The organism is Aromatoleum sp., from assembly GCF_035254505.1.
Lineage (GTDB): Bacteria > Pseudomonadota > Gammaproteobacteria > Burkholderiales > Rhodocyclaceae > Aromatoleum.
Genome location: NZ_DATFAO010000064.1, coordinates 85,266 through 110,801 on the forward strand (window position 1 = coordinate 85,266; position 25,536 = coordinate 110,801).

A 25,536-nucleotide genomic window follows, 5' to 3' on the forward strand; every position below is an offset into this window, starting at 1 on the left:
TCTCCTCGGTCTGTGAAATTGGCGGCGGCTTTCCGGTTTTTTGAATCCGAGCGCTTCGCCACGGTCGCAAGATTGGGCGAAGAAGCTTTCAATAAGCCTTCAGTGCCGGGGCCAGCGATCTTTGCGACAATGGAGGGCACGGCCGCCGGGGCCGCGCTATGAATGGAGATTTGCCCGTGCTTGAAACGATGATGAGCGGCGCCTTCTGGGTGTCGGTCGCCCAGATCATCGCCATCGACATCCTGCTCGGCGGCGACAACGCCGTCGTGATCGCGCTCGCGTGCCGCAAGCTGCCCGAGCATCAGCGCAACAAGGGCATTGCCTGGGGCGTGGTCGGTGCGATCGCGCTGCGCATCGTGATGATCTTCTTCGCGCTGCAGCTCCTCGCGCTGCCCTTTCTAAAGATCGTCGGCGGACTGCTGCTGCTGTGGATCGGCGTCAAGCTGATGCAGCCCGAGGACGACGATGGCCACGGCAACATCCAGGGCAGCACCAATCTGCTCGGCGCCATCAAGACCATCGTCGTCGCCGACGCCGTGATGAGCCTCGACAACGTGATCGCGGTCGCCGGCGCGGCCAAGGGCGACCTGATGCTGGTGGTTTTCGGCATCGTCGTCAGCATTCCAATCATCGTCTGGGGCAGCAAGCTCGTGCTCAAGTTGATGGACCGCTTCCCGGTCGTGATCACCTTCGGTGCCGCACTCCTCGGCTGGATCGCCGGCGGCATGCTGGTCGGCGACGCGGCGCTGGAGGACATTGTCGACGACGCGCCGGGCTGGCTCCACTACGCGACCTCGGTCGTCGGCGCGGTCCTCGTCGTCGCGGTCGGTGCATGGATCGCGAAACGCCAGGCCGAGGAGGCGCCACTCGTCGACCTCGCCGTCGAAAACCCCAGCAACAGCCGCCGCCACAGCGAGTAAGGGAGAAGACGATGCTGAAGATCCTGGTACCGATCGATGGCTCGGACAACAGCAACCGGGCGCTCGATCACCTGCTGACGCTGCACGCGAACCACAGCGAGCTCGACATCCATCTGCTCAACGTGCAGATCCCGATCGACTCAGGCCACGCGCGAATGTTCGTGAGCCATGACGACATCGAAGGCTGGCACCGCGAGGAAGGGCAGAAGGCGCTCGCCAGCGCACGTGCCCGGCTCGACGCGGCCGGCATCCCCTACACGCCCCACATCGCCGTCGGTCACGTCGCCGACACCATCGTCCGCTACGCGGCCGAACATCACTTCGACAAGATCCTGATGGGCACGCATGGTGGCGGCGGGCTGCTGCAGACGCTGCTCGGCTCGGTCGCCAAGGCCGTGCTGGAGCGTTCGCCCGTCCCGGTGACGCTGGTCAAGCCCGACCCCAAGCCCTGATCACGCGTCGGCACGTCCGGCCGCCATGAACTACAGTGAAGCGAGGCTGTTTTCCTCAAAGGGGGAACCAAACGGCATAGGAGACTCGCCATGGCGGAACTCGACAAGGCGCAAACGGTGGCCGCGCTAAACCGCATCCTCGAAGCGGAATTGGCCGGCGTCGTGCGCTACACCCATTACTCCTTCCTGGTCTTCGGCTTCGGCCGCATCCCGATCGTGTCCTGGCTCAACGCCCAGGCCGACGAATCCCTGATGCACGCGCGCACCGCCGGCGAGTGGGTCACGACGCTCGGCGCCCATCCCTCGCTCGCGATCGGCCAGCTGCTCGATTCACACCAGCACGACATCGGCGCAATGCTGCGCGAATCGCTCGAATCCGAGCGTGCCGCGTTGCAGCTTTACCGCGATCTCCTCGCAGTGGTCGTCGACCGCTCTGTGGCGCTCGAGGAATACGCACGCAACATGATCCGCATCGAGGAAACCCACCTCGCCGAAGTCGACAAGATGCTGCGCAAGCCGGGCGATCTGCAGGCCTTCGCGCCCTAGTTCGGCGGCTGCGTTCAAAGCGTCCTCTTCCGCGAGCCGTCAACTCGGCTCCGCGGGAGATGTAACGGCCGACTCGCATGCGTGTACCATGCGCAATTTGGCCGCCGCTTCGTGAGCCTTCTCTCCGCCCTCAAGTTTCTCGCGCTGCCGCTGGCCGTCGCCAACTACCGCGAACGCCTCCTTCGAACGCTCGTCGCAGCCGGCGTGGACGCCACGCTGGTCGCCGCCGCCATCATCGGCGCGACGCTGCTGAGCATCCTGCCGAACCTGCCATCGCTGGATAGCGCCACCGATTACCAGCCCAAGGTGCCCTTGCGGGTCTATACCGCGGACGGCGCGCTGCTCGGGGAATTCGGCGAGGAACATCGCGACTTCGTACCCATCGCGGAGATCCCGAAAGTCCTGAAGGATGCCTTGCTGGCGATCGAGGATTCGCGCTTCTACGAGCATGGCGGCATCGACTATCGGGGCGTGTCGCGGGCGCTGCTGGCAAACCTCGCCGGCGGATACCGCCAGGGGGCCTCGACCATCACGATGCAGGTCGCGCGCAACTTCTTCCTCTCGCAAAGCAAGACGCTGAAGCGGAAGCTGACCGAGATCGTGCTCGCCTATCGCATGGAAGGCGCGCTGTCGAAGGATCAGATTCTCGAGCTGTACATGAATCAGATCTACCTCGGCCAGCGCTCCTACGGTTTCTCGAGCGCGGCGCGTACCTATTTCAGCAAGCCGCTCGGCGAATTGACCATTGCCGAAGCCGCGATGCTCGCGGGGATTCCGCAGAATCCGGCGAAACACAACCCGAGCGTCAATCCGCTGCGCGCAAAGAAACGCCAGGAACTGGTCCTCAAGCGCATGCTCGACCTCGGTTACATCACGCAGCCGCAATACACCCAGGCGATCAATGAAAAGCTGAAAGTCGGCGCGAGCCAGCAGTTCGAGGTCCATGCCGACTACGTCGCCGAAATGGTCCGGCAGGACGTCTTCGCCAAATTCGGCGTCGATACCTACACCAAGGGCATCAAGGTCTATACAACGCTGATCAAGGCCGAACAGAACGCTGCCTACGAGGCGCTGCGCCGCAACGTGCTCGCCTACGACCAACGCCACGGCTATCGCGGGCCCGAGGATTTCCTCAGCCTGCCCGACGCCGCCGATGACCGGGACGACGCCATCGACGCCATCCTCGCGCGCCATCCGAACAGCGACAACCTGATTTCGGCCGTGGCGACCGAGGTGTCCCCGAAGCGCGTCGTCGCCGAGCCGGCTTTCGGCGACACCGTGGAGATCACCGGCGACGGACTGCGATTCGCGGCCGCCGCCCTGCAGTCGAACGCCAAGCAGGACATGAAGATCCGCCCCGGTTCCGTCATCCGCGTCAGCCGCGACGCCCGCGGCCACTGGATGATCGCGCAATTGCCCGAAGTCGATGCGGCGTTTGTCGCGCTCAACGCCGAGGACGGCTCGTATCGGGCCCTCGTCGGCGGCTTCGATTTCGGACGCAAGCCCTTCAACCGCGTGACCAGCGCATGGCGACAGCCGGGGTCCAGCATCAAGCCCTTCGTTTATTCGGCGGCACTCGAAAAGGGGTTCTCGCCGGCGACCTTGGTCAATGATGCTCCCCTGTCGCTGCCCGGCGGCCGTGCCGGCGACGACTGGGAGCCGCAGAACGACGACGGTTTCGACGGCCCGATCAGCCTGCGCCGTGCGCTCGCGCGCTCGAAGAACGTCGTCGCCGTCCGCCTCCTGCGGGCGATCACGCCGTCCTATGCGCGCGACTATCTCGAACGCTTCGGTTTCGACATCTCCAAGCATCCTGACAACCTGACGCTGACCCTTGGCAGCGGCTCGGTCACACCGCTGCAGATGGCCGGCGCCTATGCCGTCTTCGCCAACGGCGGTTATCGCGTCACGCCCTGGCTGATCCAGAAGATCACCGACATGCGCGGACAGGTCCTCGTCGAAACACCCCCTTCCCCGCCGCGGACGGACGAGCAGCGGGTGATCGATCCCCGCAACGCCTTCGTCATGGACAGCCTGCTGCGCGAAGTCGTGCGCAGCGGCACCGGTGCCGCCGCCTCCCGCCTCGGTCGCCCCGATCTCGCCGGCAAGACCGGGACGACCAGTGATGCGCTGGACGGCTGGTTCGCCGGCTATGCTCAGGACGTCGTCGCCGTCGCGTGGATGGGCTACGACACGCCGCGTTCGCTCGGCGGACGCGAGTTCGGCGCGACGCTCGCGCTGCCGATCTGGGTCGATTACATGCGCCAGGCGCTCGCCAACAAACCGGTGGCCGAACGCAGCGTCCCCGCCGGTCTCACCCAGGTCACGGGCGACTGGACGTACGAAGAGTTTTCCGCTGACGGCGGGGTCAAGGAACTCGACATGGAAGCGCCAGCGACGGCGTCAAACGCGGCGTCGCCCGCTCCAACGCCCGCGACATCCGGCACCCCCCTGATGCCCTTTGGGAAAGAGCCGAACTAGTACGGCGGCAGCGAGCTCAGCCGGCTGTCCTCGACCGGCCCGCCGACGGTGAAGTGGTAGAGGCTTTGCCACTCGTCGCCGGCAAGCCCCAAGAGTTCATGCATCACGTCGTCGAAGAAGCAGCCGATGCCGGTCCCGCGCAGGCCGGCCGCTTCCGCTTCGAGATACAGCATGTGGCCGACCATGCCGCACTCGCGATAGAGCTGCGGATAGCGCCACGCCTCGCGCTGCGCAAGCCCGAAGCGCGCGAGCATGCCGAGCGCGAAGCAGGAATCGGCCGCGATCTCCTGGTGGCAGGACACGAGCTCGGCCGAGGCGCGCAGGTCGTAGGGAATCAGCAGATACAGCGGCAGATGCGCCGGCCCGGTCTTCACCCAGAGCCAGTCCTCGCGCAGCGCCGCGCGCACCTCGTCGAGTGCGGCCGCATCGCGCAGCAGCAGGTAAAGGCCCGGCTCCAGCCCGGTCACGCGGTGTGCGAAGATCGCGAGATGCACCTGCGGCGCCTCGGGCCAGGCGTCGAAAGGAGGCACGCCGGAACGTGGCAGCAGCACATCGAGCATCGCGAAGAAGGCATCCGAGCTCATCGTCGTGACGCCGTCGAAGGCCACTGCGCTGCGGCGCTGCCGGACCAGCGTCGCGACGGACAGGTCGCGTACCGTTGCGGCCGGGGCCGGCAAGGCAGGGCAAGCGGGTGCGGCAGCCGGTGCGCTACGAGGCTTGCGCACGGCCGCCGCGACGGCATCGATGTCGCGCCACTCGACGTGCGACTCGCTGAGCCGATTCGCCTGCCCCTGCCATCGCGCGTCGGCCGCGAGCGCGAGCAATGCGTCGATATCCACCCGAGCCGCGGCATCGCCGACCTGCAGCAGCACGTCCGGCGCCTCACGCTCCGCATCACCGTAATCCGCATCCCGATCGAGCCCGGCGAGCCGCACGATGTCGTCGTCGCTCGCGTGATCGATCACGCGGACAGCCCACCCGAGCGCAGCCGCCGCGACGGAGATCGCCGCGATCGCGTGTCCACAATCGTGCTGGCAGTAGCGGTAAGCGCGCATGCCGTACTTCCACGCCTCGCGCCAGTGAATCGAGCTCAGCGCGACGAGTATCGCTCCCTCGCCGAATGCCGCATCCCAATCCGTGCCGCCCGCCGTGCGCTGCTCGAGCACGTGGTCGCGACTCAGGTAGTGATGCACGCCGCCGGCAAGGCCAGGCAAGGTGGGCGCGACGAGGTAGGCCTCGGTCGGATGCAGATTGCCGCTCGACGGATTGCAGCGCAGCGCCCAGCGCGAGCCCTGGAACTCCTTCCACGCCGACAGCGCGAGCGACAACTCGAACAGCACCGCGAGATTGGGCAGCGTCAGCGCAGCGACTGGCGGCCGAAGCCCCTGCCGGACGTCCTCGTAGTGCGTCTGCACCCCGTCCGCGCCGAAGGGCAATTGCACGCGCGGCGCGCCCTCGAAGCGTCGCCACGGGTCCGGCTGGTTCGCCCAGTCGAGCCGGCCAGGTCCCGGCGCATAGGCGTCGAGCCGGTGCTTGCTGCGCTGGTGGTAGCTGGGGATATCCATTATGAGAAATCCGCCCGATGCAGGGGGTCGCCGCTGGTCGCGGACCGGCAATTCTTTGTGCCGAATTCGCCACTTACGGCGCCTTGCATATAACTTTTTGGCCAGAATATATAGCCCCGGTCGCTGCGGCGCAGCAGTACAATGCGCGCCGTCCGATCAATCTTTCCATCATCGCAGATAAAGCCATGGCAGCCTACATCACCGAAAAGGTCGTCAGTGTCCACCACTGGAACGACACGCTGTTCTCGTTCACCACCACGCGCGACCGCGCGCTGCGCTACGAAAACGGCCAGTTCGTGATGATCGGCCTTGAAGTCGATGGCCGCCCGCTGATGCGCGCCTACTCGATTGCCAGCGCAAATTACGAGGAAAACCTCGAGTTCTTCAGCATCAAGGTACAGGACGGCCCGCTGACCTCGCGCCTGCAGAAAGTGCAGCCGGGCGACGAGATCCTCATGTCGCGCAAGCCCACCGGCACGCTGGTCCTGCACGACCTGCTGCCCGGCAAGAACCTCTACCTCTTCTCGACCGGCACCGGCCTCGCGCCGTTCATGAGTGTGATCCGCGACCTCGACGTCTACGACCGCTTCGAAAAGATCGTGCTGATCCACGGCGTGCGCTACGTCAGCGAAGTCGCCTACGAGCACTACATCACCCACGAGCTGCCGCAGCACGAGTTCCTCGGCGAAGCCGTGAGCGAAAAGCTGATCTACTACCCGACGGTGACGCGCGAGCCCTTCCGCAACCAGGGCCGCTTCACCGACCTGATCGAAAGCGGCAAGCTCTTCGAAGACATCGGCCTGCCCCCGCTCGACCCCGCGGTCGACCGCGTGATGATCTGCGGCAGCTCGGCGATGCTGAAGAGCTCGCGTGAGCTCCTCGACCGCCGCGGCTTCAAGATGTCCAAGCGCATCGGCGAGCCGGGCGATTACGTGATCGAGCACGCCTTCGTCGAAAAGTAAGACCGACGAACAACACTCCGACACCAGGGGGCGCTACGGCGCCCCCTGTTTTTTTGGTGTCGTGTGGAAACATCCTTACCCCATTCGGGTAAGAGCGCGCTATATTGCCGCTCGCAAGACAGCCGTTTCGCGACACGCACTCAAACCACAAAGGAGAATCCGCATGTCCCGCCTGACCGCAGTCCTTCTGACCTCCCTCTTCGTCGCCTCCAGCGCCTTCGCGCAACCCCCCGCGGCCGAACCGGCCACCCAGGCCTCGCCGGACTCGAGCTGTGAGGCGAAGGCGGTCGACAAGAACGGCAAGCCGCTGGCCGGCGCCGCGAAGAGCTCGTTCATGAAAAAGTGCCATGGCGAAATGTCGAAGATGTCAAAGAACGACTGCGCCACGAAGGCCATGGACAAGAACGGCAAGCCGCTCGCCGGCGCCGCGAAGAACTCGTTCATGAAGAAGTGCATGGCCGACGCCAAGGCCGCCAAGTAAGTCCTTCCGACTGCGCCACGATGCCGGCCGCGCGCCGGCATTTTTCGTTTACGGCGCGGTACGCAGCCGGTGGTGCGCGCGCAGCAAGTGCCCGAATCCGAGCGCCAGCGCGGGCAGCAGCAAGGCCGCGAGTCCGAACACGCCGTTCGCGCCGATGCCGGCGAGCAGCACCGCGGCGAGCACGACGCCGAGCGACTGCCCGAGGAAGAAGGCCGACGCGAAGAGCGACACGGCCGTGCCGCGCACCTGCGGCGCCATCTGGGTCGCGTTGGTCTGCAAGGTGTTGTGCAGCATGTAGAAGCCCAGCCCGACGAAATAGCAGGCCGGCGCCGCCCAGATCCATGACGGCGCCACCGCGAGCAAGAGCCATGCTGCGCCGAGCAGCGATCCGCCGATGCGCGCGAGCCCGACTTCGCCGAAGCGGCGCACGAAGTGGCGCGCGAAGCCTATATAGGACAGGCCGCCGAGCCCGAAGAAGGCCATCAGCCCACCCGACGCGGTCAAGGACAGACCGAAGCGTTCGTGCAGATAGCTCGGCGCAAAGGCGAGTGCGCCGAACACCAGCAGGCCTTCGAGCGCGACGACCGACAGGATCACGCGCGCCCAGCCGATGCCGAGCACGCTCCTGATTTGCGTGACGATCCCGGCACGCGGGGCGTCGGACGCGGGGCGGTGATGCGTGGTGACATTCGACCGCGATTCGGCGAGCACCGTCAGCCCGACGAGGAGGTAGACGAGCGCGATGAAGCCGAAGGCCCAGCGCCAGCCGAGCGTGTCGGTGAACACGCCGCCGATGAACTGGCCGCCGATCACACCGAGGATCTGTCCGCCGAGAAAGCGCGCGAGCGTCGCTTGGCGCTGCTCGTAGGGCACGGTGTCGCCGATCCACGCCATCGACAGCGGGATGATGCCGGCGGCGGACGCGCCGAGCACGAGGCGGAAGAGGATCAGCATCGAGAGCGAAGTCGCGAACGCCGAGCCGAGCGTGCCGACCGTGCAGGCGAGCGTCGTCAGCGCGACCAGCCGGTACTTGCCGATGCGGTCGCCGAGCGGGCCGAAGAAGCCCTGCAGCACGCCGTACGCGACGGCGAAGGCCGATACGACCTGCGCGGTGGCCGTCGCCGTCGTGCCGAAAGTACGTGCGAGATCCGGCAGCATCGGGTCGCATAGCCGCGCCGATGCGCCACTCGCGAATGCGGCGACCGAAAGCAGGGCGACGGCCCGCCAGTGTTGCGGATCGGAGGCGTGAGACATGTCGGATTCGGGGAATCGGAACGCGGGAAGCGCGGCTGCCAAGTGTAACGCAGTGTCGCCCCGCCTCTGGGCGCCTTGTTTCCAGTGGCAGACTCTCTATTCTGATAGTTCTTGGAGGGCAAACGCATGGACCACGTCGTTTTGCTGATCGGGACGCGCAAAGGCGCATTCTTCCTCCGCGGCGACGCCACTCGGCAGCACTGGCAACTCGCCGGTCCCCGCTTCCTCGGCTCGGCCGTGCATCACATGGTGCTCGATCCGCGCGACCGCAAGACGCTGCTGATGGGCACGCGCCCCGGCCACCTCGGCCCCAGCCTGTTCCGCTCGACCGATTTCGGCGACACCTGGCAGGAGGCGACCAAGCCCCCAGCCTTCGCAGCGTCCGACGACCCGAAGGCGCCGAGCGTCGACATCGTCTTCTGGCTCACGCCTGGCCACGCCTCGGAACCGGGCGTGTGGTACGCCGGCACCGTTCCGCCTGGCCTCTTCCGCTCGGAAGACGGTGGCGACACCTGGCAGGAAGTCGCGGGCTTCAACCGCGATCTGATGCCCGTCATCCGCGAAGCGGTCGGACCGATTCCGGGCGGCCCGCCGCTGCACTCCATCCTGATCGACCCGCGCGACGCGAAGCACCTGTACGTGTCGGTGTCCTCGGGCGGCACTTTCGAGAGCACCGACGCTGGCGCGAGCTGGCGCCCCTTGAACCGCGGGGTCGCGGCCGAGTTCCTGCCCGACCCCGACGCCGAATTCGGCCACGACCCGCACCGCGTCGCGCTGCACCCGCTCGCCCCGGACCGCCTGTACCAGCAGAACCACTGCGGCATCTACCGCCTCGACCGCCCGGGTGACACCTGGCAGCGCATCGGCCGGGCGATGCCGAGCGAGATCGGCGACATCGGCTTCCCCGTCGTGCTGCATCCGCGCGATCCGGACACGCTGTGGGTGTTCCCGATGGACGGCACCGAGAACTGGCCGCGCACCTCGCCCGGCGGGCGTCCTGCCGCCTACTGCAGCCGCGACGGCGGCGAGAGCTGGAAGCGCCAGGACAGCGGGATGCCGTCGGAGCGGGCCTGGTGGACCGTCAAGCGCCAATCCTTCTGCGCCGACGCCGGCGATCCGCTCGGGCTCTACTTCGGCACGACCAGCGGCGAGCTGTGGGCGAGCACGGACGAAGGCGCTTCGTGGCGCCGCATCGCCGAGCACCTGCCGGAGATCTTCTCGGTCGAAGCGGCATTGGGGCCCACATGAGCGCCTCCGGCCGGCCGCCCGAAGGGCGCACTCACCTTTCCTCGGGGAGGATGTCGCGTAGCGCCAGGAGGGTAGTCAAGTGAGCATCCAGGTCCGGGTCCCCGGCCAGCTCTTCAGCTACACAGGCGGCCAGTCGCAGCTCGAAGCCGAGGGCGCGACGCTCGACGAAGTCCTCGACGACATCGACCGGCGCTTCCCCGGGCTGCGCTTTCGCGTCGTCGACGAACACGGCGCGATCCGGCCACACGTGCGCTTCTTCGTGAACCGCACCGACGCCCGCTCGCTCTCCCACGCGATGGCGACGGGTGACGAACTCGTGATTGTCGGTGCGCTCAGCGGCGGCTAGGCCGCCGCGTCCGCTCAGTCGCCGACCGCCCGTGACACCGATCACGATCGTAGCGGCGACATACCCATACTTTGAGTAGTGTTTTTAACTATCCCTTCCTATATTGGGAAAGCTGTGTCCGCATCGACCCCAAACAGGAGGAAGACCATGTCATTCGCGAAGAGAACCCTCGCCGCTGCATTGATTTCCGCGATCGGTACCATCGCCGCCGGGCAGGCGCACGCGACCCACTACACCGTCGCGTGCGGAACGGAACTCAACGCCGTGGAGGCCGCGATCATGGCCGGACTCTTCCTCGGCAAGAATGCGAGCGGAGACCAGGGCAACCTGCTCGCCAAGCTTGACGCCGCCGCAGCCAAGATCCTGTTGCAGAAATATGCGGACGCGATCGACAAGCTCGAGGACGTCTCGAATACCGCTACCGCCCTCGCGGGCGCGTCGAAGCCGAAGCTGGACGACGCGACCGCGATCAATAGTTCGGTCAGGGCCGCGATCGGCTGCGTCGGCAGTCTATAGAAGCGCCGAGGGCGATCTAGCCTACGGTCCGCTCAATAAGCCACCGTGAAGCGCTGGCGCGAGTGCACGGACTGCTCGACTTCGTCGATCATCGCGACCGCATAGTCCTCGACTGAAATCCGGCTCTCGCCCTGCGCGTCGATCAGCAACTGGTCGCCGCCGAGGCGGAATTTCCCTGTACGCTCGCCCGGTTCGAGATGGGCCGAGGGGCTCAGCATCGTCCAGTCCAGCGTCGCCTCGGCACGCAGGAGCTTCAGCGCCTCGCGCGCGCCTTCGGCCGTGCCCTTCCACTGCGCAGGGAACTCCGGCGTATCGACGAGCTGCACGCCCGGCGCGACTTCGAGACTGCCGGCACCGCCGACCACCAGTAGGCGCGGCGCACGGGCCTCCTTCGCCGCAGTGATCACTGACCGGATGCCTTGCACGTAGTAGCCGAACACGTCGGTCTGCGCATGGCCGCTGAAAGCTGAGACGACGGCATCGACGCCGCCGAGCTGCGCCGTGAGCGCTGCCGTATCCTGGACATCGACCTTCACGACTTCAAGACCCGCCTGCGCGGCGATCTTCGCGGGGTTCGACACCAAGGCCTTGACCTGCAGCCCGCGCGCAAGCGCTTCCTTCAATAGCGCGGAACCGACGTAACCGGAAGCACCGATCAGAGCAATCTTCATCTGCATCACCTTTCGTGGAGGATCAATTTGAAATTGGAACGGCGCCATCATCGCAGTCCCGATTGCAGAGAAAAACCGCAACAGTGAAAATTCACTGTTTTCCGATTCTGGACAATTGAAATGGGCGTCTCCGACCGTATCGATCTCAACGCGCTATCGATCTTCGCCGCAGTCGCCGAAGCCGGCGGCTTCACCGCGGCGGCCGATCGCCTCGGCGTCGCGAAGGCCAAGGTCAGCCTCGAAATCGGACGGCTCGAGACCCGTCTGGGCACGAGCCTCTTCTCACGCACCACGCGCCGCGTCGCGCTGACCGGCGCCGGACAGATGCTCTACGACGAGTGCGCGCCGCGCCTGCGCGGCATCGAGGACGCGCTCGCCCAGCTCGGCAGCAGCCCGGCCGAACTCACGGGCACGCTGCGCATCGGCTGCACCGTCGATCACGCCGTGCAATCGCTCGGGCGTGTCGTCGCGGCGTTCACGGCACTGCACCCGGGCCTGCATATCGAACTGCGCACCAGCGACCGCGTCGTCGATCTCGTCGAGGAAGGTATCGACGTCAGCTTTCGCATGGGCTGGCTGCGCGACTCGACGCAGCGCGCGGTGAAGCTCACAGACTTCGATCAGTGCGTCGTCGCGTCTCCGGACTACCTGCGCCGTGCGCCGCGCCCCGAAGAACCCGAAGCGCTCGCCGACCACCCCTGGGTCGCGCTGAGTCTGCTGCCCTCGCCGCTCACGTGGCAGTTCACGTCGGCGAGCGGCGAAGTGCGTAGCGTCCGCATGCGCAGCCGCCTGCGCGCCGACTCGGCGGCGACGCTGCGGGCGCTGCTCGAGAGCGGCGCGGGCGTCTCGGCGCTCGACCAGTTCAGCGCCGAAGGGGCGATCGCCGACGGGCGCCTCGTGCGCCTGCTGCCCGAGTGGTCGCTCGCGCGCGGCGGGGTGTATGCCGTCTACCCGCCCGGACGCCATCTGCCGGCCCGCGTGCGGGCCTTCGTCGATTTCTACCGCACGACGCTGCACGCTTCGGCCGCATGAGCCGCGCGCACGGTCGACTTGAGCAAATCTGTCCGCGTCCATGACAATACGATTTTTGCATTCGGCATTTCCTCGCAGCCTGAAGCGAAGGGCGCGTCGCGGTAGAATAGCGGCCCGCGCCGGAATGCCCTGACCTCCACTGGCGCACAGGCGCTGATCCATGCACGAATCCAAGCCGTACCGCTCCCCCGCCGTCCCGCGCCGCCTGCTGATCGCCCTCGGACTGTCGCTGCTGCTGCATGCGCTGCTCTTCGTCGGCACGCGCCTCGACCTGCGCCCGCCACCGGACCTGCAGCCGCTCGACGTGACGCTCGTGCGCACACTGCCGAAGCCTGAACCGCTCGCCGCAACCGCTCAACCCGCTCCCGCCGCGGAAAAGAAGCCGTCGCACCCGAAGCCGCCGCCGAAGAAACCCGAGGCCGCGATCACCGACAAGCCGATCGAGGCGCCGGAACCGCCCGCCGAGCCGCCTAAGCCGGAACCGGCAGCCGAAACGGCGGCGGCGCCCGAAAACGTCGCGACGACAGACACGCCCGCTGGCCCCACGGACAGCGCGGCCGCCGCCACGACGCCCTCGCCCGACGCCGCCCCCGGTGGCAGCAGCGCCTGGCCACGCGCGGGGCGGATCGGCTACGCGGCCTTCATGGGCGAGCGTCGCTACCCGATGGGCCGCAACACGCACCAGTGGGAGATCAAGGAGGATGGCAGCTACGAGTTCTCGGCGCTGTCCGAGCCGGTCACTGTCAATCCAATCCCGTGGTTCCAGCCCGGCCGCAAGCTATGGGAAAGCACCGGCCACTTCACGGCCGCCGGCCTGCGCCCGGACCGCTTCGTCGAACGCCAGGAAGGCCGCCCCGGAGAACTCGCGGTCGAGATGGACTGGAACAAAGGCGAGATCCGTAGCGCCGCCGGCACCGCACCGCTGCCCGAGAACGCGCAGGACACGCTGTCCTTCCTGTACCAGATCGGCTATCCCGGAGCGGTCGGCGCCGGCGACATGGCGGTGACGACGGGCGGGCCGCTGCAGTCCTACCGCCTCGAGCAGATCGGCGAGGAGCCGCTGCAGATGCCCTGGGGCCAGGTCTGGCGCACGCTGCACCTGCGCGCGTCCTACGGCACCGGGCGCGAGATGACAGATGTGTGGATCGCGATCGAGCACTTCAGCCTGCCGGTGCAGATCCGCACGATCGACCCGAAGGGCGTGATCTACTACCTGCTCGCGAACGACATTCGCATCAGCCGGGATACGGTCGCGCAAATGCCGGCGCGCTGACGAACGTCGCCGCCGTAGTCCGAGCGCGCGCCGGCCTGTCGAAGTCCCGGCGCAAGCTCGGCGCCCCCGCTCGCCGCTCAGCCGCCCAGCAATCGTGCGACCAGGGCGCGCATCTTCACCCAGTGCGAGCCTTCCCAGAACACGCGCCGGCACACGTCACAGGTGCTGAAGCGCTGATGGTGCTCGCGCACATTGGGCGGCAGGCGGTCTTCGACGAGCGCCTTGTCGATCGCATGCAGCGGCGCGTTGCATTCGAGGCATAGCGTGAAGGGACGCGCGGCTCCGGCGAGGTCGAGACGACCGAAGATCTCATGCAGCTGGCGCTCGGGCTTGAGCTCGTGCACGTAGCACCCGTGCGTGATCGTACGGCGCTTGAGGAGTTCGCGATCGCGCGTCAGCACGATGCGGCCGTCCGCGGCGGCGATCGCCTCGATCGCGTCGTCGGCGAAATGGTTGTCGTAGAGCGTGTCGAAGCCGGTCATCCGCAGCAACCGCGCGAGTCCACCGAGGTGCGCATCGGCGACGAAATGCACGTGGCGCAGCGGATGCTCGCGCACGCGCAGGAGCGGCGTGATGTCGAACGCCTCGAACTTGGGATACACCGACACGCGGTCGCCGTCGCGCAGGAGACGGTCGAAGCCCGAGGATTCGCCATTGACGAGCACGAGCTCGACCTCGGTATGCGGCACGCCGCAGGCCTCGATCATGTGCTTGACGGTCGCCGCGCTCGCACAGACGGCCTGGAATTCGCGGTAACGGCGGTCCGGGGCGAGGAAGTCGTTGAGTTCCTCGTAGAAGCGGAAGCTCGCCGTCGCCATCGCCGCGGCTCGCGTCAGGGCGTGGGCCGCGGCCGGAAGCCGTAGCGCGACGCGACCTCGGCGCGCTCGACGAAGGCGATCCGCAGCCCTTGCCAGAACACCTCGCCCTCGCTCGCCATCAACGCGATCCAGCCCTCGTCCTCGACGGAAGCGCCGTCCGCGCCGACGCAGGCGGCGAGGAAGGCCTGGAGGTCACGGTCGTCGAGGACGCCGATTCCCACTCCGGCATGCAGCAGCACGTTGCCCTCGTCGTCGAGGTGCGCGGCGTCGACGGTGCCCGCCGCCGCTCCGGTGTGCGTGACGAGGCTGCCGTCGGGCTGCAGGCGCAGCACCCAGGGCGTGTAGTCGAGCGTGACGAAGACACGCTGCGGACCGTTGTGCACGAGCCAGTTGCCGGCGTCGTCATGGCCGTAGTGCATGTTGAGAAAGCGCAGCAGCCCGCCGTGGGTGACCGGCTCGCCCTGCAGGCGCCAGCTCCCGCGTCGGTCGAGTGACAGCCAGTCGTAGCAGGCCGGCACGTCAGGCCAGCGCGCAAAGGCCGAGGCGGAAGAGGTGTCCATGTGCAGGTCAGGTGCGTGAGAAAGCTTCAGGATAGCGCGCTCCTGCCCTCGCGCGCAGCCCCACCCGCATCACGCGAGCGGCAGCTCGATCTCCACGCACAGCCCGCGCCCGCCTTCGCCATCCTTCAGCGTGACCTTGCCGCGATGCGCCCAGCAGATCTCGCGCACGATCGCGAGGCCCAGCCCGCTGCCTTCGCTGTCGCCCTGACCGAGGATACGGTAGAAGCGCTTGAAGACATTCTCGCGCTCCGATGGCGGGATACCCGGCCCTTCGTCGCTGACGCTGATCACCGCCTCATCGCCCCAGGCCGCAATCGCAACGAGGACCTGCGACTGCGGCGGGCTGTAGCGGATCGCGTTGTCGATCAGGTTCGCGACCATCTCGCGCAACATCGCGGCGTTGCCCTGCATCGTCATCGGCGCATCGGGGCCCTCATAGGCGAGTTCGATCTGCTTCTTCAGCGCGAGCGGCACGAGGTCCATCGCGACGTCGCGCACGAGCGCCGTGAGCTCGACCGGCGCGCGCTCGCCGATCACGCCGTTGACCGCCTCGGCGTGCGACAGCGCGAGCATCTGGTTCGCGAGCCGCCGCGTCGAGTGGATGCTCGCCAGCAGGCTCGCAAGGGTCCGGCGCACCTCGGCCGGATCTTCCTGGCGCAACCCGTATTCGGCCTGCGTCGTCAGCACCGCGAGCGGCGTGCGGATCTGGTGCGCCGCATCGGCGAGGAAGCGACGGCGCGCGACCAGCATCGCCGACAGTCGCTCCATGTGATGATTGATCGCGTCGATCAGCGGCGCGACCTCGTTCGGCACGTTGCCACCGGGCACCGGCGTGAGGTCCTCGTCGTCGCGGCTGCGGATCGCATCGCGCAGTTCAACCAGCGGGCGGAAAGCCGAACGCAGCGCGAGCACGATCAGCACCGCGCCGACGCCGATCAGTGCGAGCTGGCGCCGCAGGCTGTCGAAGAAGAGATCGCGCGCGAGGCGGTTGCGGGCGCCGGTCGTCTCGGCGAAGACGATCAGCACGGCGTCGCCGCCCTTCAGCGCCGGGTCGTAGAGGCGTTTGCGCATCGCGCCGAGGCGCACCTCGTAGCCGCGGTAATCGGCGTTCGCGATCTTCACTTCGCCACCTTCGGGCGGCAGCTCCTGCGGCGCGAGATCCGGGTAGCCGGTCAGCAGCGCGCCATCGGGCGCGACGATCGCGTAGTAGAGCCGCTCCTGCGCGCTGTCCTCGAAGGCCTCGAAGGCGGAGTACGGAATGTCGACGTGGATCTCGCCCGCGAGCGAATGCGTGCGCTCGCCGACCGCCTTGATCGACGCGGTGAGCGAACGGTCGTAGGCGCGATTCACGACCTCCAGCGCGCTGCGGTAAGCGAAGAAGGCGTTGATCACGAGCAGGATCAAGAGCGGCGGCAACAGCCACCAGCCGACCCGACGGCGCAGGCTGTAGCGCGGCTTCATCGGACGCCCGGCCTCAAGCGGCGGGCAGCTCGGCGAGCACGTAGCCGAGGCCGCGCAAGGTGCTGATCGCCACCCCCGAGCCTTCGAGCTTCTTGCGCAGACGCGAAACGTAGATCTCGATCGCCTCGACGCGCGCCTCGGCATCGAAATCGAACACCTTCTCGAACAGCGCCTCGCGTGCGACCGGGCGCCCGACGCGCGACAGCAGCGCCTCGAGCACCGCGAGCTCGCGCGGCGTCAGCGCAAGCGGCTTGCCGTTGACGGCGACCATGCGCGTCGTCGTGTCGAACTCCAGCCGGCCGATACGCACCATCGGCACGAGGTTGCCGCTGCGCCGAAGCAGCGCCTTGATGCGCGCTTCAAGCTCGGCCAGTTCGAAGGGTTTCGGCAGATAATCGTCGGCGCCGAGGTTGAGGCCCTTGACGCGCTCCTCGGTCGTGCCGCGGGCGGTGAGCACCAGCACTGGGATCGGTGCGCCCTGCTGGCGGCTCCTCAGGCGGCGCAGCACTTCGAGGCCGTCGAGGCCCGGCAGCGACAGATCGAGGATCACGAGATCGTAGCTCTGGCTCTTCAGCGCATGGTCGGCATGGTCGCCGCGGTCCAGCACGTCAAGCGCATAGCCGGCGTGGCGCAGGGCCTTCGCGACCCATTCGGCGAGTTCGGCGTGGTCCTCGACTAGCAGCAGGCGCATGGGTGGCTCGGGAGTGGATCGAAAGAAAGTGAATCGAAAGCTTGGAAGACGATTATTGTCGTAAAACGCCGACCGGGCCAAGCCAAGACGGCACGATGACAGAACGGGAGACCTCATGAGCCGGATCCGACGGATGCTGCGCACCGCGATCGTCGCGACGATGGCGCTGGCGGTACAGGCCGGGGCGCAGGTCACGCCCGACCGTCTCGGGGCGGCGCTGCGCGAAGGCGGCACGGTGGTCGTCTACGGCGCGACCGACCGCGACGTCGTGCAGCCCGTCATCGCCGCCTTCGAGGCCCGCTACCGCGGCCTGCACGTCGACTACCACGACATCAACTCGGCCGAGCTCTACCAGCGCGTCATCACCGAGAGCGAACGCGGCGCGAGCGCCGACGTGTTATGGAGTTCGGCGATGGACCTGCAGGTGAAGCTCGTCAACGACGGCTACGCCCAGCCCTGGCGCTCCCCCGAGACAGCCTCCCTGCCCGCGTGGGCGACCTGGAAGGACGAGGCCTTCGCGACGACCTACGAGCCCGCCGCCATCGTCTACAACAAGCGTGCCCTTGCCCCCGACGAAGTACCGGACACGCACGCCGCGCTGATCCGGCTGCTCACCGAACAGCCCGCACGCTTCCGCGGCCGGCTCGCGACCTACGACCCCGAGCGCTCCGGTCTCGGCCTGCTGCTACACAGCCAGGACGCGCAGGCGAATCCGACGGCCTTCTGGCAGCTCGTCCGCGCGATGGGCGGCGAAGGCGTCGAGCGCCATATGAGCACTTCGGCGATGCTCGACCGCATCTCCTCGGGCGAAGTCCTGATCGGCTACAACCTCCTCGGCTCCTACGCCCAGTCGCGGGCGCAGCGCGATCCGGCAATCGGCGTCGTGTGGCCGCGCGACTACACGCTGGTGCTGAGCCGCGTCGCCTTCATCGCGCGCAAGGCGCAGCATCCGGCAGCGGCCCGGCTGTGGCTCGATTTCCTGCTCTCGGCCCACGGCCAGGAGATCCTCGCGCAGGGCGCGGGCCTCTTCACGGTGCGCGAGGACGCTCCCGGCAAGGCCGCCTCCAGCCTGCGCCACCAACTGGGCAGCGCGTTCCGGCCGATCGCGCTGGGCACGTCGCTCCTCGCCTACCTCGACCAGATCAAGCGCCGCGACTTCCTGCACGAATGGGACGACGCGATGCGCCGCCCGAGCGCCGCCTCATCGACAGGGAGGTCCGCCACGCCGTCTCCCCGATGAATCGTCCCAGCCCGGGGTGAGGCCGACTCAGGAAGTCGAACCGGAAACCCGCCCGAGAGTCTCAGGCAGGAGACGAGCGGCAAAGGAAACACGTGGACAAGGACAAACCGGGGCTGGGAATGCGCGGACGCGGCGCCGCATCGAACGCCCCGTCGCGCTTTCTCGAATGGACGCGCGAAGCCGAGCCCAACGACGACATACCGCCCGAAGGCCGCGTGCCGACGGCGCTGTTCGATGACCGCGCGAAGACCGTCATCAGCTGGAACCAGTCGCCCGACATCCCTTTCGATCGGTCCGTGAACCCCGCGAAAGGCTGCGAACTCGGCTGCATCTACTGCTATGCGCGGCCGCTGCACGCTTACCTCGGCCTCTCGCCCGGCCTCGATTTCGAGACTAGGATCTTCGTCAAGCGCGACGCGGCGGCCGTGCTGCGCGGGGAGCTCAGCCGGCCCGGCTACCGCCCCGGCGTCCTCGCGCTCGGCGCCGCGACCGACCCCTACCAGCCCTTCGAGCGCGAACTCGGCATCACGCGCCAGATCCTCGAAGTGCTGGCCGAGTTCAAGCACCCGGTGTCCGTGACGACGAAAGGCGCGCTCGTCGAACGCGACATCGACCTGCTCGCGCCCCTGGCCGCGCAAGGGCTCGCGCAGGTGAATATCTCGCTGCCGACCCTCGATCCAGAACTCGCCCGCCGCCTCGAACCGCGCGCCACCGCCCCGCATCGCCGCGTCGAGACCCTGCGTCGGCTGGCCGAGGCCGGCATCCCGACCGCCGTGCTCGTCGCGCCGATAATCCCCGCGCTGACCGACCATGAGATCGAGCACATCCTCGACACGGCCGCCGCAGCCGGCGTTTCTCAGGCTGCCTACGTGCTGCTGCGCCTGCCGCGGGAAGTGCGGGACCTTTTCGTCGAGTGGCTGGAGCAGCACTACCCCGATCGTGCGAACCACGTGATGAGCCTCGTGCGACAGGCGCGCGAGGGGCGCGACTACGACGCCCGCTTCGGCAGCCGCATGAGCGGCGCCGGCAACTACGCAGATCTCATCCGCCAGCGCTTCCAGCTCGCATGCCGCCGCCACGGGCTGAACGAGCGCGCGCTGGATCTGCGCACCGACCTCTTCCACCGGCCGGCCCCGCCCTCGCCCCAGCTCGCGCTGTTCTGACAAGGAAAAACGACCCCGAACGACAGCCGCAGCGGCCGCTCGGGGTCGATCAAGCGGACCGCCTCGCGGCCGCAGAGGAGAAACTGGGGTGCTTAGAACTTGTGGCGAATGCCCGCCATGATCACCCGGTGATCGTCGCCGGCGACGGGCGTCAGGTTGCCGATCGAGTAGTTGGCGTCGTCCTTGTTGCTGAGCTGCGAATAGCCCGTGTACAGCGTCGTGCGCTTCGACAGGTCATGCATGTAGTACAGCGACCAGCCATGCGCGTCCTCGGCCGCCGGATCGTTCGATTCGTTGCGATTCGCGTAGCTGACCGCGACCGTGCCCTGCGAGCCGGCCTTGATCGCGACGCCGACGTCGTAGGTGCGCGCCTTGCCCTCGCCCTGGCTGCCGAGCTCGCGGTCCTGCGTGTAAGCGAGGAAAGCCTTCGCCGGGCCGAAGTCCCACGACAGGCCCAGTCCGTTGGTGCGCACCTTGCCGCTCGTCTTGTCGCGGAACACCGTCTGCGTCGTGAGCGACGCCGACAGCGGGCCGTTGCTATACAGGCCGGTAATACCGTAACCGTCGCCCTCGCGCCGCTGCGACGCGTCGCCCGCCGCGTTCTCCGGCTTTTCCCCGAACCAGTAGCCGGTATCGACCGAGAAGCCCGAGTAGTCGGCCGAACGGAACTTCACCATGTTGTCGAAACGTGGCTCATAAGCCGGCTTCACGCCGCCCGTCTTGCGCGACAGCAAGCCGGCGCTGCGATCCGAACTCCCTGTCGAATCGAAGGGGTCGATCGCGACATAGGCCGGCGAGTACTGGCGGCCGAGCGTGAAGCGCCCCCAGTTGCCTTCCAGGCCGACGAAGGACTGACGCCCGAAAAGCCGCCCGCCCTGCTCCGACGTGCCGGTCCCGGGGTTGAAACCGCTTTCGAGCGTAAAGATCGCCTTCAGTCCGTTGCCCAGATCCTCGCTCCCCTTCAAACCCCAGCGCGTGCCGTTCAGCTCGCTGTGCGCGAGCCCTTGAAAACGCTGGTCGCCCGAGTGCTCGGTCGACAGGTTGATGTCGATCAGCCCGTAGATCGTCACGTTCGACTGCGCCTGCGCGGCCAGCGGCGCGGCCGCGGCGAGCGCCAGCGCGAGTGCCGTCAAGGTATTCCTTTGCATGAAGCCTCCTCCCATCTTGGAATGTGGATTGCGCGTCTCGCCGCGCGGGACAGATCGCGGCGCCGACGAGGCGATTGGACGCAAAGAAGCTTTCGATCGGCTTTCGGTCCTCGCCCGCTCGTGCGGACTCTGGGAAAATCGCCGTTTACCGAACGCGGAGCCCTGCGATGACCGACACCCTGATCGTGCTGACGAACCTGCCCGACGCCGCCGCGGCCGACGCGCTTGCGACGAGCCTCGTCGAAGCGCGGCTCGTCGCCTGCGTGAACGTCCTCGCCTCCTGCCGCTCCGTGTACCGCTGGCAGGGCGCGGTCGAGCGCGCCGAAGAGATCCCGCTGCTGATGAAGACCACCGCCGAGCGCTACCCCGCGCTCGAAGCCGCCATCCGCGCGGAGCACCCCTACGAACTTCCCGAGATTGTTGCTGTCCCTGTAATGCGGGGACTGCCGGCGTATCTCGACTGGGTCGCTGCAGAGACGGCACTGGCACCCACCGAAGGTGCGCCGCCCCCGTCTGCCCAATGAATGCAAGAAGCAAGAAGAAAGCGAATGACTTGACCGATGTCGAAGGCGGCGCGTGCCCGCCGCCCTACAATGCACCGATAATGTGCCGGTCCGCTGCGCAGCGAACCTCCGAACATCCCCTCGACATCACCGCTCCATGCACCGTCTCCTGTCACTGATCGCGCTCGTCGCCAGCCTGCTTGCCCTCGCCCCTGCCGCGCACGCCGCCGGCTCCCCGATGCGCCCCGAAGAAGCCTACGTACTCTCGGCCCAGGCGCTCGATCCGCAGACCATCGAAGTCACCTACAAGATCGCCGACGAGTACTACCTCTACGGCGACAAGTTCCGCTTCCGCGCCGAAGCGGACGGCGTCGAGTTCGGCCCCGCGCAGCGCCCGCCCGGCAAGGTCAAGAAGGACGAGTTCTTCGGCGAAGTCGAGACCTACCGCAAGTCGGTGACCATCCTGCTGCCCGTCGCCGCCCCGCAAGGCGTCACCAAATTCCGCCTCACCGCGACGAGCCAGGGCTGCTGGGACGGCGGCATCTGCTACCCGCCCAACTCGCAGAGCGCGGACATCGATCTCCTCGCCAAACCGGTCAAGACCGGCGGCAACTTCCTCGACGGTCTGCTCGGCAGCGACAAGACGGCGAGCACGACCGGCGCCATGAGCACCGGCAGCACCGCAAACTTCGAAGGCGACGAAAGCGGACGCATCGCCGGCCTGCTGCGCGACGCGAGCGTCCCGCTCATCCTCGTCAGCTTCTTCGGCTTCGGCCTGCTGCTCGCCTTCACGCCCTGCACCTTCCCGATGATCCCCATCCTGTCGGGCATCATCGTCGGCCACGGCCACCACATCTCGCGCGGCCGCGCGCTGCTGCTCTCGCTCGCCTACGTCCTCGGGATGGCCGTCACCTACGCGCTCGCCGGTGTCGCCGCGGGCATGTCCGGCACCATGCTGTCGGCCGCGCTGCAGAACGCCTGGGTCCTCGGCAGCTTCGCGCTCGTCTTCATCGTGCTGTCGCTGTCGATGTTCGGCTTCTACGAACTGCAACTGCCCACCGCGCTGCAAAGCCGCCTCTCCGACACCGCGAGCCACCAGAAAGGCGGCAGCCTCGGCGGCGTGGTCGTGATGGGCGTGCTCTCCGCGCTGATCGTCGGCCCCTGCGTCGCCGCCCCGCTCGCCGGCGCGCTCCTCTACATCGCCCAGACCGGCAACGCCCTGCTCGGCGGCGCAGCCCTCTTCGTGATGGCCCTCGGCATGGGCGCCCCGCTGATCGCCGTCGGCGTCGCTGCGCGCAGCGTGCTCCCCAAGGCCGGTCCCTGGATGGACGGCGTCAAGAAAGCCTTCGGCGTGATGCTGCTGGGTGTCGCGATCTGGCTCGTCACCCCCGTCGTCCCGCCGCTCGTACCGATGATCGCCTGGGGCGCGCTGCTCCTCTTCTCCGGCGTCTTCCTGCGCGCCCTCGACCCCCTGCCGACCAATGCCCGCGGCTGGCAACGCTTCTGGAAAGGCATCGGCATCGTCGCCCTGATCGGCGGCGGCGCCATCCTCGTCGGCGCCCTGGCCGGCTCGCGCGACCCCCTGCAGCCGCTCGCCGTGCTCCGCTCCGAAGCCACGGCCGCCCCTGGCCTGCAATCGGCCGCGCAACCCACCTTCCAGCGCGTCACCTCGATCGCCGACCTCGAAGCGAAAATCGCCGCCGCCGACCGCCCCGTGATGCTCGACTTCTATGCCGACTGGTGCGTCTCCTGCAAGGAGATGGAACACCTCACCTTCAGCGAACCCGCCGTCGCTGGCCGCATGAACCGCATGCTGCTGCTGCAAGCCGACGTCACCGCCAACAACGATGACGACAAGGCCCTCCTCAAACGCTTCAACCTCTTCGGCCCCCCGGGGATCATCTTCTTCGACGGCCAGGGCAAGGAACGCAACGGTCTGCGCGTCGTCGGCTTTATGAAAGCCGACGCCTTTGGAACCGTCCTCGACCGCGCTCTACGCTAAAAAGACAGCCACGAACCCAGCACAGAGCAGCACGCTGGCGCCTGCACTCCCTCCGGGCTGTCCGCGAGCGCCGGGCCGTGGCGGGCGACGGGGGAAACAAGGCGACGCATGTCTGAGGGCGCGTAGCGCCCGAGTTTGCGTCGCCGCCCCCGTCGGCCGTCATGGGCCGGGTAGCCGAAGGCCGCGAGCGCCTGCCCGGAGGGAGTGCAGGCGCCAGCGTGCGAATTACCCGCACGAGCGCCGCCCCCGCACCAACCGCCACGAATCGCCGCTTTTCACCGCATTTCGCCTACAATTGCCCCTTCCCTACTCCCCGGACCCGCCTCATGTTTTCCGGAATCGTGGCCGCCTGCGGCCGAATCGAACGCATTGACCCCCTGCAGGATGGGGTGCGCCTGACGGTCGACACCGGCGGGCTGGACCTCACCGACGTGCAGATCGGCGACAGCATCGCCAACAGCGGCGTCTGCCTCACCGTCGTCGCGCTCGACGGCCCGCGCGCGATCTTCGACGTCTCGCGCGAAACGCTCAACTGCACCGCCGGCCTCGACGCCGTCGGCAACGAAGTCAACCTCGAGAAGGCCCTGCGCCTCGCAGACCGCCTCGGCGGCCACCTCGTCACCGGCCACGTCGACGGCGTCGGCGAAGTCGTCAGCTTCACGCCGATCGGCGAAAGCCACGACCTCGTGATCCGCGCCCCGGCCGCGCTCGCCGGCTACATCGCGCGCAAAGGCTCCGTCACCATCAACGGCGTGAGCCTCACCGTCAATCGCGTCGAAAGCCGCGAATTCTCGATCAACCTGATCCCGCACACCGTCGCGGTCACCAATCTCAAGCACCTCAAGGCGGGCAGCCGCGTGAACCTCGAGATCGACCTGATCGCCCGTTACTGCGAACGCCTGCTGGCCTGGCGCGAGGAAGCCGCACAATGACCGCACTGTCCCCGATCACCGACATCGTCGATGAAATCCGCGCCGGCCGCATGGTCGTGCTGGTCGACGAAGAAGACCGCGAAAACGAAGGCGACCTCGTCCTCGCAGCAGAACACGTCACGCCCGAAGCCATCAATTTCATGGCCAAGTACGGCCGCGGCCTGATCTGCCTCACGCTCACCGAAGCGCGCTGCAAGCAACTCGACCTGCACCTCATGGTGCGCGACAACCGCTCGCCGCACGGCACTGCCTTCACGACTTCGATCGAAGCCGCCGAAGGCGTCACCACCGGCATCTCGGCGCACGACCGCTCGCGCACCGTCGAAGCCGCCGTCGCGCGCAACGCCAAGCCCAGCGATATCGTCCAGCCCGGCCACATTTTCCCGCTGATGGCGCAAAACGGCGGAGTGCTGATCCGCGCCGGCCACACCGAAGCCGGCTGCGATCTCTCCGCGCTCGCCGGCCTCGAACCGGCGGCCGTGATCTGCGAGATCCTCAAGGACGACGGCACGATGGCACGGCTTCCGGACCTCGTCGAATTCGCCAAGGAACATGGTCTCAAGATCGGCGCCATCCGCGACCTGATCCAGTACCGCTCGGCCAACGAACACCTCGTCGAGCGCGTCGCCGACAAGGAAGTCGAGACCGCGCACGGACGCTTCCGCCTATCGGCCTTCGAAGACAAGACGACCGGCGAAGTGCACTTCGCGCTGTCGAAAGGCGAGATCCGCCCCGAACGCGAAACGCTGGTGCGCGTGCATGAACCGATTTCTGTCGTCGACTTCCTCGACCCCGAAAGCGGCAGCCACAGCTTCCCCGTGAACCAGGCCCTCGCGCAACTGGCGCAAGCCGAGCAAGGCGTCATCGTGCTGCTCTACCGCCCGCAGTCGGGCTCGGAACTGCTCGCCGGCCTGCGTGGCGACGGCCGCCCGGCGGCGAAATGGGACGCGCGTCTCTTCGGCGTCGGCGCCCAGATCCTGCGCGACCTGAAGGTCGGCAAGATGCGGCTGCTCGCGAGCCCGCGCAAGATCCCGAGCATGGCGGGCTTCGGTCTCGAGATCACGGGCTTCGTCGAACCCGTCTGAGGTGATAAGCTCGACAACCTGACATGCCGGAAGCCCCGCAATGGGCTTCCGGCCTCTTTGCTTTTGAAAGAACCGAACATGGCCCGCTACGACAACATCACCGAATTCGAACCCGACCTGAACGGCCACGGCCTGCGCGTCGGCATCGTCATGAGCCGCTTCAACCAGGACGTGTGCGAAGGCCTG

General features: G+C 67.4%; 25 protein-coding genes. 17 read left to right on the plus strand and 8 right to left on the minus strand.

Going from position 1 to position 25,536, the window contains the following annotated elements; all coding sequences use genetic code 11:
* The first annotated feature begins 176 nt into the window (after positions 1-176).
* The 4 genes from VJ673_RS12800 (at position 177) to VJ673_RS12815 (ending at position 4,399) form a co-directional block, all read left to right on the plus strand.
* On the plus strand, positions 177-920 hold the full coding sequence (locus VJ673_RS12800) for a TerC family protein (RefSeq protein ID WP_324126493.1): 744 nt from the start codon (positions 177-179) through the stop codon (positions 918-920).
* A gap of 11 nt (positions 921-931) precedes the next feature.
* Positions 932-1,372 (plus strand): universal stress protein, encoded by a 441-nt coding sequence (locus VJ673_RS12805; RefSeq protein WP_324126494.1) that lies wholly within the window; start codon positions 932-934, stop codon positions 1,370-1,372.
* A 90-nt stretch (positions 1,373-1,462) separates the two neighbouring features.
* Positions 1,463-1,918, plus strand: a complete 456-nt coding sequence (locus VJ673_RS12810) for a ferritin-like domain-containing protein (RefSeq protein ID WP_324126495.1) — start codon at positions 1,463-1,465, stop codon at positions 1,916-1,918.
* Positions 1,919-2,029: 111 nt separating this feature from the next.
* The gene (locus VJ673_RS12815) at positions 2,030-4,399 is read left to right on the plus strand and encodes a penicillin-binding protein 1A (RefSeq protein ID WP_324126496.1); all 2,370 of its coding nucleotides are present in this window, start codon (positions 2,030-2,032) and stop codon (positions 4,397-4,399) included.
* Here VJ673_RS12815 and VJ673_RS12820 read toward each other — a convergent pair.
* Complete coding sequence (locus VJ673_RS12820) at positions 4,396-5,964, minus strand: SagB/ThcOx family dehydrogenase (RefSeq protein ID WP_324126497.1); 1,569 nt, start codon at positions 5,962-5,964, stop codon at positions 4,396-4,398. The two genes, VJ673_RS12815 and VJ673_RS12820, sit on opposite strands and share 4 nt — an antisense overlap.
* A gap of 185 nt (positions 5,965-6,149) precedes the next feature.
* On the opposite strand from VJ673_RS12820, the gene VJ673_RS12825 reads away from it, so the two are divergent.
* Both VJ673_RS12825 and VJ673_RS12830 read left to right on the plus strand, forming a co-directional pair.
* Positions 6,150-6,926 carry a ferredoxin--NADP reductase gene (locus tag VJ673_RS12825; protein WP_324126498.1) on the plus strand — a complete coding sequence of 259 codons (777 nt, stop codon included), beginning with the start codon at positions 6,150-6,152 and terminating at the stop codon, positions 6,924-6,926.
* Between the two features lie 163 nt (positions 6,927-7,089).
* On the plus strand, positions 7,090-7,407 hold the full coding sequence (locus VJ673_RS12830; RefSeq protein WP_324126499.1) for a hypothetical protein: 318 nt from the start codon (positions 7,090-7,092) through the stop codon (positions 7,405-7,407).
* Positions 7,408-7,455: 48 nt separating this feature from the next.
* Here VJ673_RS12830 and VJ673_RS12835 read toward each other — a convergent pair whose 3' ends face one another.
* Entirely contained in the window at positions 7,456-8,661 is a 1,206-nt protein-coding gene (locus VJ673_RS12835) for an MFS transporter (RefSeq protein WP_324126500.1), read from the minus strand.
* Positions 8,662-8,787: 126 nt separating this feature from the next.
* Here VJ673_RS12835 and VJ673_RS12840 point away from each other — a divergent pair, with 126 nt between their 5' ends.
* The 3 genes from VJ673_RS12840 (at position 8,788) to VJ673_RS12850 (ending at position 10,771) form a co-directional block, all read left to right on the plus strand.
* On the plus strand, positions 8,788-9,909 hold the full coding sequence (locus VJ673_RS12840) for a WD40/YVTN/BNR-like repeat-containing protein (protein ID WP_324126501.1): 1,122 nt from the start codon (positions 8,788-8,790) through the stop codon (positions 9,907-9,909).
* Positions 9,910-9,988: 79 nt separating this feature from the next.
* Entirely contained in the window at positions 9,989-10,255 is a 267-nt protein-coding gene (locus VJ673_RS12845; protein WP_324126502.1) for a MoaD/ThiS family protein, read from the plus strand.
* A 147-nt stretch (positions 10,256-10,402) separates the two neighbouring features.
* Positions 10,403-10,771, plus strand: a complete 369-nt coding sequence (locus VJ673_RS12850; protein WP_324126503.1) for a hypothetical protein — start codon at positions 10,403-10,405, stop codon at positions 10,769-10,771.
* Positions 10,772-10,803: 32 nt separating this feature from the next.
* On the opposite strand, the gene VJ673_RS12855 is transcribed toward VJ673_RS12850, so the two are convergent.
* Positions 10,804-11,442, minus strand: a complete 639-nt coding sequence (locus VJ673_RS12855) for an NAD(P)-dependent oxidoreductase (protein WP_324126504.1) — start codon at positions 11,440-11,442, stop codon at positions 10,804-10,806.
* A 120-nt stretch (positions 11,443-11,562) separates the two neighbouring features.
* Between VJ673_RS12855 and VJ673_RS12860 the strand changes: the two genes are divergently transcribed.
* Both VJ673_RS12860 and VJ673_RS12865 read left to right on the plus strand, forming a co-directional pair.
* Positions 11,563-12,474 (plus strand): LysR family transcriptional regulator, encoded by a 912-nt coding sequence (locus tag VJ673_RS12860; protein WP_324126505.1) that lies wholly within the window; start codon positions 11,563-11,565, stop codon positions 12,472-12,474.
* A gap of 160 nt (positions 12,475-12,634) precedes the next feature.
* Positions 12,635-13,747 (plus strand): DUF3108 domain-containing protein, encoded by a 1,113-nt coding sequence (locus VJ673_RS12865; protein WP_324126506.1) that lies wholly within the window; start codon positions 12,635-12,637, stop codon positions 13,745-13,747.
* A gap of 77 nt (positions 13,748-13,824) precedes the next feature.
* On the opposite strand, the gene VJ673_RS12870 is transcribed toward VJ673_RS12865, so the two are convergent.
* The 4 genes from VJ673_RS12870 to VJ673_RS12885 form a co-directional block, all read right to left on the minus strand.
* On the minus strand, positions 13,825-14,565 hold the full coding sequence (locus tag VJ673_RS12870) for a Mut7-C RNAse domain-containing protein (RefSeq protein ID WP_324126507.1): 741 nt from the start codon (positions 14,563-14,565) through the stop codon (positions 13,825-13,827).
* Between the two features lie 14 nt (positions 14,566-14,579).
* A complete protein-coding gene (locus VJ673_RS12875) occupies positions 14,580-15,125 on the minus strand; it encodes a DUF2946 family protein (protein ID WP_324126508.1) in 546 nt (181 codons plus the stop codon).
* Positions 15,126-15,194: 69 nt separating this feature from the next.
* Positions 15,195-16,586: a sensor histidine kinase gene (locus VJ673_RS12880; RefSeq protein WP_324126509.1), complete on the minus strand. Its 1,392-nt coding sequence runs from the start codon at positions 16,584-16,586 to the stop codon at positions 15,195-15,197.
* A 13-nt stretch (positions 16,587-16,599) separates the two neighbouring features.
* The gene (locus VJ673_RS12885) at positions 16,600-17,277 is read right to left on the minus strand and encodes a response regulator (protein WP_324126510.1); all 678 of its coding nucleotides are present in this window, start codon (positions 17,275-17,277) and stop codon (positions 16,600-16,602) included.
* 115 nt (positions 17,278-17,392) lie between these two features.
* Between VJ673_RS12885 and VJ673_RS12890 the strand changes: the two genes are divergently transcribed.
* Together VJ673_RS12890 and VJ673_RS12895 are read left to right on the plus strand one after the other, a co-directional pair.
* Positions 17,393-18,517 (plus strand): ABC transporter substrate-binding protein, encoded by a 1,125-nt coding sequence (locus VJ673_RS12890; RefSeq protein ID WP_324126511.1) that lies wholly within the window; start codon positions 17,393-17,395, stop codon positions 18,515-18,517.
* Between the two features lie 92 nt (positions 18,518-18,609).
* On the plus strand, positions 18,610-19,680 hold the full coding sequence (locus VJ673_RS12895) for a PA0069 family radical SAM protein (protein ID WP_324126512.1): 1,071 nt from the start codon (positions 18,610-18,612) through the stop codon (positions 19,678-19,680).
* Between the two features lie 92 nt (positions 19,681-19,772).
* Here the strand turns inward: VJ673_RS12895 and VJ673_RS12900 are convergent, their stop codons facing one another.
* Positions 19,773-20,828 (minus strand): porin, encoded by a 1,056-nt coding sequence (locus VJ673_RS12900; protein ID WP_324126513.1) that lies wholly within the window; start codon positions 20,826-20,828, stop codon positions 19,773-19,775.
* Between the two features lie 167 nt (positions 20,829-20,995).
* Between VJ673_RS12900 and cutA the strand changes: the two genes are divergently transcribed.
* The 4 genes from cutA (at position 20,996) to ribBA (ending at position 25,350) form a co-directional block, all read left to right on the plus strand.
* The gene (gene cutA, locus VJ673_RS12905; RefSeq protein ID WP_324126514.1) at positions 20,996-21,352 is read left to right on the plus strand and encodes a divalent-cation tolerance protein CutA; all 357 of its coding nucleotides are present in this window, start codon (positions 20,996-20,998) and stop codon (positions 21,350-21,352) included.
* Positions 21,353-21,488: 136 nt separating this feature from the next.
* Entirely contained in the window at positions 21,489-23,333 is a 1,845-nt protein-coding gene (gene dsbD / locus VJ673_RS12910; RefSeq protein ID WP_324126515.1) for a protein-disulfide reductase DsbD, read from the plus strand.
* A gap of 326 nt (positions 23,334-23,659) precedes the next feature.
* Positions 23,660-24,265: a riboflavin synthase gene (locus tag VJ673_RS12915; RefSeq protein ID WP_324126516.1), complete on the plus strand. Its 606-nt coding sequence runs from the start codon at positions 23,660-23,662 to the stop codon at positions 24,263-24,265.
* Positions 24,262-25,350 (plus strand): bifunctional 3,4-dihydroxy-2-butanone-4-phosphate synthase/GTP cyclohydrolase II, encoded by a 1,089-nt coding sequence (gene ribBA, locus VJ673_RS12920; RefSeq protein WP_324126517.1) that lies wholly within the window; start codon positions 24,262-24,264, stop codon positions 25,348-25,350. Before VJ673_RS12915 ends, ribBA begins: the two co-directional genes overlap by 4 nt.
* Positions 25,351-25,536 lie beyond the last annotated feature (186 nt).

Coding starts and splice junctions, on each gene's coding strand:
- VJ673_RS12805 (WP_324126494.1), top strand. CDS start 932: ATGCTGAAGATCCTGGTACCGATCGATGGCTCGGACAACAGCAACCGG.
- VJ673_RS12810 (WP_324126495.1), top strand. CDS start 1,463: ATGGCGGAACTCGACAAGGCGCAAACGGTGGCCGCGCTAAACCGCATC.
- VJ673_RS12820 (WP_324126497.1), bottom strand. CDS start 5,964: ATGGATATCCCCAGCTACCACCAGCGCAGCAAGCACCGGCTCGACGCC.
- VJ673_RS12825 (WP_324126498.1), top strand. CDS start 6,150: ATGGCAGCCTACATCACCGAAAAGGTCGTCAGTGTCCACCACTGGAAC.
- VJ673_RS12830 (WP_324126499.1), top strand. CDS start 7,090: ATGTCCCGCCTGACCGCAGTCCTTCTGACCTCCCTCTTCGTCGCCTCC.
- VJ673_RS12835 (WP_324126500.1), bottom strand. CDS start 8,661: ATGTCTCACGCCTCCGATCCGCAACACTGGCGGGCCGTCGCCCTGCTT.
- VJ673_RS12840 (WP_324126501.1), top strand. CDS start 8,788: ATGGACCACGTCGTTTTGCTGATCGGGACGCGCAAAGGCGCATTCTTC.
- VJ673_RS12850 (WP_324126503.1), top strand. CDS start 10,403: ATGTCATTCGCGAAGAGAACCCTCGCCGCTGCATTGATTTCCGCGATC.
- VJ673_RS12855 (WP_324126504.1), bottom strand. CDS start 11,442: ATGAAGATTGCTCTGATCGGTGCTTCCGGTTACGTCGGTTCCGCGCTA.
- VJ673_RS12860 (WP_324126505.1), top strand. CDS start 11,563: ATGGGCGTCTCCGACCGTATCGATCTCAACGCGCTATCGATCTTCGCC.
- VJ673_RS12865 (WP_324126506.1), top strand. CDS start 12,635: ATGCACGAATCCAAGCCGTACCGCTCCCCCGCCGTCCCGCGCCGCCTG.
- VJ673_RS12870 (WP_324126507.1), bottom strand. CDS start 14,565: ATGGCGACGGCGAGCTTCCGCTTCTACGAGGAACTCAACGACTTCCTC.
- VJ673_RS12875 (WP_324126508.1), bottom strand. CDS start 15,125: ATGGACACCTCTTCCGCCTCGGCCTTTGCGCGCTGGCCTGACGTGCCG.
- VJ673_RS12880 (WP_324126509.1), bottom strand. CDS start 16,586: ATGAAGCCGCGCTACAGCCTGCGCCGTCGGGTCGGCTGGTGGCTGTTG.
- VJ673_RS12885 (WP_324126510.1), bottom strand. CDS start 17,277: ATGCGCCTGCTGCTAGTCGAGGACCACGCCGAACTCGCCGAATGGGTC.
- VJ673_RS12890 (WP_324126511.1), top strand. CDS start 17,393: ATGAGCCGGATCCGACGGATGCTGCGCACCGCGATCGTCGCGACGATG.
- VJ673_RS12900 (WP_324126513.1), bottom strand. CDS start 20,828: ATGCAAAGGAATACCTTGACGGCACTCGCGCTGGCGCTCGCCGCGGCC.
- cutA (WP_324126514.1), top strand. CDS start 20,996: ATGACCGACACCCTGATCGTGCTGACGAACCTGCCCGACGCCGCCGCG.
- dsbD (WP_324126515.1), top strand. CDS start 21,489: ATGCACCGTCTCCTGTCACTGATCGCGCTCGTCGCCAGCCTGCTTGCC.
- VJ673_RS12915 (WP_324126516.1), top strand. CDS start 23,660: ATGTTTTCCGGAATCGTGGCCGCCTGCGGCCGAATCGAACGCATTGAC.
- ribBA (WP_324126517.1), top strand. CDS start 24,262: ATGACCGCACTGTCCCCGATCACCGACATCGTCGATGAAATCCGCGCC.